Origin of the sequence: Segatella baroniae DSM 16972 = JCM 13447 (assembly GCF_000426585.1) — a bacterium.
Taxonomy (GTDB): Bacteria; Bacteroidota; Bacteroidia; order Bacteroidales; family Bacteroidaceae; genus Prevotella; species Prevotella baroniae.
Genome location: NZ_AUFQ01000004.1, coordinates 201,002 through 208,005, shown reverse-complemented (window position 1 = coordinate 208,005; position 7,004 = coordinate 201,002). Strand labels below are relative to the sequence as shown.

Here is a 7,004-nt window from a genome sequence, read left to right as displayed (position 1 = left end):
TCTTCGAGAATAAGCCCGAGGCACTGCCCGTACACATTGAAAAGAGCAGGCAATTGGAATTGTTCTAAGCAAGTCCTTATCCCGAACTGGCGTATCTTGTGTGCCGCGTTGTGCAGGCATTCGCTTGCCCGCTCGCAGTTTGCTCCGCTGCAATGGGCGAAGCCACTGTCTAATTGATTGTATTCTTCGAGGGTCATAGCAGGTTGAATTTGGTTGGTTGTTTCAATTGGATAAGGTAAATGCATTTAGCCCAGCAGTGCCCAAATAGTAGGATTGGTTATGAGGTTTGCGAGGATATTCGAAGCTACATTCCCGCCAAACGATTTTATTTTATCAATGAGTTTGGGTTTAGCTTTTTCTAAGTCACCCTTAGCTTCTTCTACGACTTGCTTTATTTCCTTTAACTGGCTTACAGAGAGTTGGTCTCCAAGTGCTTTTATGAGAATCTCTATTCCCTGTTGTTGAGATTGACTTTGAGTATTAGTATTGCTGATATTGTTGTGTATGTTTATGTCACCAGCCCGATTTGTTGCTTTGCTGTTTTCTATCACTTTTGGATATTTCTCAAAAGCTTCAAGTATAGCTAATAATTTCATTTGCTGTTTCAGAGTAAGTTTCTCGTTACAGGTTTTATAAAATTCATCTATATGCTTATCTCCATGAAAGGTTTGTTCTATGTACCGCTTGGCTCTCTCTACCCATTCAAAATATTCGAACTCATTACTGCCATAAGTATAATATGGAATGAGGGCATCTACATTTTGATGCAATGCTCCTAACCGTATCCGCTGTTCTTCTATTAATTCTCTTAGCTCCATTGTATTATTTAAACAATAATCGCAGCAATCCATTGTGGAAAGCTGCGATTAATATGAATACTATTCTTACTTCACTTCCTCAAACTTATCCTACACTGATTATCAGTAAATTACATTTGTATGGTACAAAAATGTTTCCTCTATTTGAGTAGTATTGATTAGAAATCATCTTGGATGTTATCACTATTCTCATGCTATACCTCCCAAATAACTTTTATTAAGTTATAGAGTAATAGACTTCTTTCACTTAATGCCTCCTTATTAAATGTATTGAAAGGTCTAAACTCTGCCGAAGTTGCTTCTTTAAAGGAACAATTAAAGTTAGCAAAGTCTTTATTTGCATGATAAAAGTCTGCACACAAAGAATGTCCCCATATTAAACCACTGCTATAAGTTTTAAGCTTATCGACATACTCTTCATTACCAGAACTAATATTGTCTAAACCTTTAAGTAGCAACAATCCACCTAAGAGATTCCGTTTATCTTCAAATTCTTCTTCATTATCAAAATATTTTTTATTGATTTCATTATGTGATAAAATATGTTCAATATGGTACCCCGTTTTATTCCCCGTTTTTGTAGATATATACTCCACATCGTTTTGCATAGACTGATTTGTGTGTTCACAAATGAATTTTTCTATTCGTGCAAAAAGATACCTTAAAGAACGAGTATTCATATTACTATAATTCTTCTTGATGAAATTCTGATAATCTAATACAGAAGTTGGAGTGGTATTCCTCTTATCACGAATTGCATCCATGATTAACTTATCAAATATGCTACGATATTCAGATATATTCTTTTCTTTCAATAATTTGTTAAGTTCATAACACAAATTTTGAAACTTATTACTATCATAGATATCATTTAAGATTAAAAGCATCCATAACCTATCTATCTCTTTAGCAATAGTATCTATCTTTTCATCTTCAACCGGATCATCTATACTGCAAGCAGCCATTATAATCTGATATTGTCCTGATAGATAATTAATTACATTATCATACCTCAGGAACTGATTTTGATTATCTCGTATTTTAGCATATAGTTTAGAATAATACTTAAAATCCGTATCTATAAAATGTTTGATATTAGCAATATGCTTTTTATCAGTCTTTCTGAATTGTAAGGAATCTGCAATATCATTATAATCAAAGATGTATCTATGATACGCTTGGTTCAATGCTGTTTCTAACTTGGCATTTTCCTTAAAAACAAATCTAGACTTTATGAAGTCTATGAAAAAAGCATCTTGTATGCCACTCAAACATGATATGGCATTGTCCCATTTTTCAGAGTAAGCTTCGGTGTCATTTTTACCTAATGCCCCTATCATTTTTCCTTTAAGAATTTCAAAAGGCTTAAGAGATTCCCCTCTGTCATTAATAACTTCAAAGACCATAGGTGTATCATCTTTTTCAATAGATAATTCTACCATGACTAATCTTTCAAGAAAATAAAAAGTAAAAGCCTTAATTTCTTCTGAAGGAAGATTCTTGTCATCTATAAACTTACTGATGTCATTATACCTTAAAATAAGATTTTCTTCGGTTTTATTCTTATAAGGTTCTTGGTATTTAGTTTCTGCTAAGATACTTCGCATGACATCTTTACGCTTTTCATTGTCTATACAGAAAATATCTCCCTTGAATTTATCCTTTGAGAAAATACATTCCTTTAAGGTATCTTTTAGATTTTCATCATCAATTATATGATATAATTTGGTAGCGATAAGCGTAAGTGTCGTTAACCGTTGCTGACCATCTACTATATAGACTTTTCCATCCACTTTATTGGTAATGAATACATTCATATAATACCAATTATAGAGGTCAAGAACCTCTTGAGTTAATTCTTCATCTTTATGAATATTATACGACAATTCAAATTCATAAAAAATATCACGCAAAAGAATCTCTACTGTTTCTTTTGACCAAACATATTCTCTCTGATAAAAGTCCACATAGTAGGATTTCTGTTTCAGACATGATTCTACAGTTTGCTTGTCTGGACTAATTTCATGTTTCATTTTTTATAATTTTATGCGATATGGTTTTTATACAAGTTCTAGCCCTAACTCTTTCAGAAAATCATTATGCTTTTGACGGGCAGCTTCAATCTTTTCCTCTGTTGCAACTAACTGTCTGTGTACTTCTGCCAAATCAATCTTTTCTTCTTCTTTGGACAGATTTACATAGCGTGAAATGTTTAGATTATAGCCATTGTCTTTGATTTCTCGCATATAGACTTTACGAGAATAACGATTTTCTTCCCTACGGAATTGATAAGTTTCTACTATTTTGTTTATATCTTCAGGACGCAATGAGTTCTGGCGTTTCCCTTTCTCATAGTGTTCTTCCGAACTGGCATTGATGAAAAGAATGTCATCTGTACGACGACATTTCTTCAACACTAAAATACAGACGGGAATACCAGTTGAATAGAATAGATTAGCAGGAAGTCCGATAACTGCATCTATATTATCATCGCTCAGAAGTTTCTTTCTGATTGTTTCCTCCTTTCCTCCTCTAAACAAAACTCCATGAGGAAGAATGATAGCCATAGTACCGTCACCACTTAAATAGTGGAAACCATGTAATAGAAAAGCAAAATCGGCAGCAGATTTCGGAGCAAGGCCGTAACGACTGAAACGGAAATCCTTTGCAGTTTCCTCTTTTGGCTCCCAGCGATAACTGAATGGGGGATTTGCAACAATGGCATCGAACTCCATCTTCTTTGACGGGTTCATATTGTTTAGGATACTCCAGTCATTGACAAGTGTATCACCATGATGAATTTCAAACTCCGTATCTTTTACTCCATGCAGCAACATATTCATACGGGCAAGGTTATAGGTTGTAATATTCTTCTCCTGACCATAAATTTTGCCAATACCATTAGCTCCCATTTCATGCCGTACATTGAGAAGTAATGAACCAGAACCACAAGTAAAATCCAATACTTTGTTTATCTTTTTCTTTTTACCTGATTTGGGATCCTGGCAATCGAGTATAACTATCTTTGACAGTATTGAGGAAATTCCTTGTGGGGTATAGAACTCACCTGCCTTTTGTCCAGAGTTAGCTGCGAATTGTCCAATAAGATACTCGTAGGCATTACCCAATGCATCTGTAGTTGTATCTAATTCTGATATTCCCTCTTTTATCTTATTGATAACTTTTGCCAACAATGTATTACGTTCTGCATAGTTCTTACCAAGTTTCTCTGAGTTCAAATTGATTTCAGAAAACAATCCTTTGAAAGAAGTATCAAAAGATTCCTCTTCGATATATTTGAAGCCATTCTCTAAATTTTCTAATAAAGAATCAGATTGTGTACGTGCTTCTTCGGCTATGCTATCCCAAAGATAATGTGGCTTAATAACATAGTGAATCTTTTTTCGCATCTGTGCTTCAAACAAATCTATATCTTGTAGATTGTTTTCGTACCAAAGTTGCAATGGGGAATTGACTCCAATAGCATCAGCTTCTTTTATATCTATAACAGGATAGTCTCCCCCTAACTCTTTTTTTGCAAATGCAACATAATTATCTGAAAGATACTTCAGAAAGAGAAATGATAGCATATAATCACGAAAATCATCTGCCATCATTGCACCTCGCAAGCTATTGGCAATATCCCAAAGGGTTTTACCTATTTCATTTTTATTTTCTGTTGTCATAATCTTTTTTTATATATCTCCTTCTGCAAAAATATCAGGAAAGTAAAAATCGTATTTCTTGGTGAATGTATCAAATATCTCAACAAACAAGTCTGCATTATCAGGCATCATTCCGACAGGTGAAAAAATTGAGTATCTGCCATGACTCATTATATTTAATGCACGTGCATATAAGTTCTCATTTTCATTATCTACTTTATCCTTGTCCTCATCTTCGTCTTTTTTATCTTTGAGACAAAATGAAAAATCGGTATAACCAAAGAAGACTGCAGTTTTTTCCAATATACTGCGTAAAATATTAAAATGATAAGTATTGAGTATGTTTGTTTGAATATTCTCTTTATTTTCTTCTCTCTCCTTTTTATATTGCTCTACTCTTTGTTTTAGCTCGCAAAGTAATGCTATATGATGGAAGAAAGGTGTATCTTCCGTCTTTTGCAGGCGATATTCTTCGCTTGATGTCTTGTGCAGGAAATAGCTTTTGCTACTTTTTCGCAGTTCGTTGTACATTACATTATAAAATAAACTGTGATGTGAGGATATAACAACTTTTGCCTTTCCCTTACATTTTCCAATTATATTGGATAAATCATTTGCAATAGTAATAGCATTGTTTTCATCCAATGAAGATATAGGGTCATCAATATAAATATACTTTACCCATTTATATGCTTCTGCTCCATCAATTACCAATTCGCAGATAGCCAAAAAGATGCAGAAAATAAATATATTTTCTTCTCCTCGTGATATTTTGATACCGTCCTGTTCTATTGTTTCAGGTTCTCTATTGTTCGGATTGTGTGGATTGTATTTTGGATTAGGAATGATTCTGCTGAATGATATTGTCCATTTTTCATAATCAATCTTGAAATTTATCTTGGCATATCTTTCCAGATGAGCAAAGATTCTGTTTTCAAGTGATAGATCTTTAAAGCCATTGAAAAAATTAGATAATTCATTTATCTTCAATGTGCGATTTTCATCATTTTTCAAGTCATTGTCCCAAGTAAACAAGTCTTCTGTAAAAGCATTGAAATATAAAGTGTCACCACCATTTTTCTTTTTACCTTTATTCTTAAATGCCATTGACAAACGAGTCTTGCCAGTACCATTATAGGCATACAGCAAGACATTATCAGACGAATTAAGAACGTCTCTTAATTTGTCAGCAATTTTGTCTATTGTCTTGAAAGGTATTATTTTGTTGTTTTCTTTATCCATATCTATGCTTTTTATTTAAACTGTTGGAAATAACTGTTGCATTAGACCACGCTTGTGATTCTGAAGCATTACAAGTTTTTGTTTTGTACTATCTATTAAATCATCAATTGAGGTGAAGCATTCAGCAATTTCCTTCTGTTCTTCTGGTGAGGGTAGAGATACGGACAGTCGTTTAAATCCATTCATATCAATAGACGCAAAACCACCTCCATTTGTATGCTGTTTACACCACTCGTCAATGATATACATATAATAGTAAAAATACTTCATATTTATTTGTGTATCAAACGATTTACGTTTTGTTAAAAACGTAAATTGTTGATTCGCAAGCGAATCAACAATTATCAGTGCGTGTTCACCAATTGTAGCCGTTGTAGCAACAATGATAGAGTTAGCAGGAAACAGACCTTTCCCTTTAACAGCCTCTTTCGTTATATGTTGGATTGAATCAGAAAGTATATGTCCGTGTTCTCTTATATCTTCCATTCTAAACCAAGGTATAGTACCATTTTCCCAGAATTTAGGATTTGATTTTGAGGGAGTATAACCATTCTTGATTTCAAACATTTCTTTCATAGAATAAGGATTCCATTTCTTTGACTGCTCAAACTTTGGCATACGCAACTGGGGTATAGTTTTCCCTAATGCAGGGAGCAATTGCTGCATCAATCCTTTCTTATGTGCTTGTAATAAATCTATCTTCTCTTGCGTAGCATTGATATAGTTGTCAAGAGAAGAAAGACATTCAGCAATCTTTGATTGTTCCTTTATAGATAGTGGAGAAGGAGGAAGCAAGACTTTTGTAGACTTTAATTCCCTCATATTTATTTTGCATGGAACTGCAGTTAATAAAGACTTGCTTGTGATCTCCTTTTGATACCAATTGGTTTGGAAAAAGCTATGTAGAAAATATGAGTTAAAAGAACTTGAACTCTTTATACATGCTAAAGTCACATAAATGCTAAAATCATAATCCCAACTCACAATAGAAGAAAAGCCAATATTTCCGATCCTTGTAAGCAAAATATCTCCTTTTTCGGGTTTATTTTTTGCGGTCGCAATATTATAATCATCTCGAGAAATAAAACGATTCTTTGCGTTACTCACAAGATTCTCAACGCTAAAAAATGGAACTCCTTTATCCACATATTGAGGTGTCTGATGTGTACCATCAAAAATGGAAGATGTAATTTTACTTAAAGTTTTCAATTCCCATTCTCCAGAATTCTTAAATTCTGGAAAGCGGAGATTAGGTATATGTTTTATTTTTTTTGTCATA

General features: G+C 33.6%; 5 protein-coding genes and 1 pseudogene. All 6 read right to left on the bottom strand.

Going from position 1 to position 7,004, the window contains the following annotated elements:
• Nucleotides 1-92: 92 nt before the first annotated feature.
• Nucleotides 93-197, bottom strand: a pseudogene (locus K334_RS15485) (DUF6078 family protein); the annotation flags it as partial.
• Between the two features lie 48 nt (nt 198-245).
• Nucleotides 246-818: a hypothetical protein gene (locus tag K334_RS0105325; RefSeq protein ID WP_025882387.1), complete on the bottom strand. Its 573-nt coding sequence runs from the start codon at nt 816-818 to the stop codon at nt 246-248.
• A 194-nt stretch (nt 819-1,012) separates the two neighbouring features.
• Complete coding sequence (locus tag K334_RS0105320; RefSeq protein ID WP_025882389.1) at nt 1,013-2,851, bottom strand: DUF262 domain-containing protein; 1,839 nt, start codon at nt 2,849-2,851, stop codon at nt 1,013-1,015.
• A 27-nt stretch (nt 2,852-2,878) separates the two neighbouring features.
• Nucleotides 2,879-4,504 carry a type I restriction-modification system subunit M gene (locus K334_RS0105315; RefSeq protein ID WP_025882390.1) on the bottom strand — a complete coding sequence of 542 codons (1,626 nt, stop codon included), beginning with the start codon at nt 4,502-4,504 and terminating at the stop codon, nt 2,879-2,881.
• 9 nt (nt 4,505-4,513) lie between these two features.
• Nucleotides 4,514-5,725 carry an AAA family ATPase gene (locus tag K334_RS0105310; RefSeq protein WP_027444622.1) on the bottom strand — a complete coding sequence of 404 codons (1,212 nt, stop codon included), beginning with the start codon at nt 5,723-5,725 and terminating at the stop codon, nt 4,514-4,516.
• 15 nt (nt 5,726-5,740) lie between these two features.
• The gene (locus tag K334_RS0105305) at nt 5,741-7,003 is read right to left on the bottom strand and encodes a restriction endonuclease subunit S (RefSeq protein WP_025880245.1); all 1,263 of its coding nucleotides are present in this window, start codon (nt 7,001-7,003) and stop codon (nt 5,741-5,743) included.
• Nucleotide 7,004 lies beyond the last annotated feature (1 nt).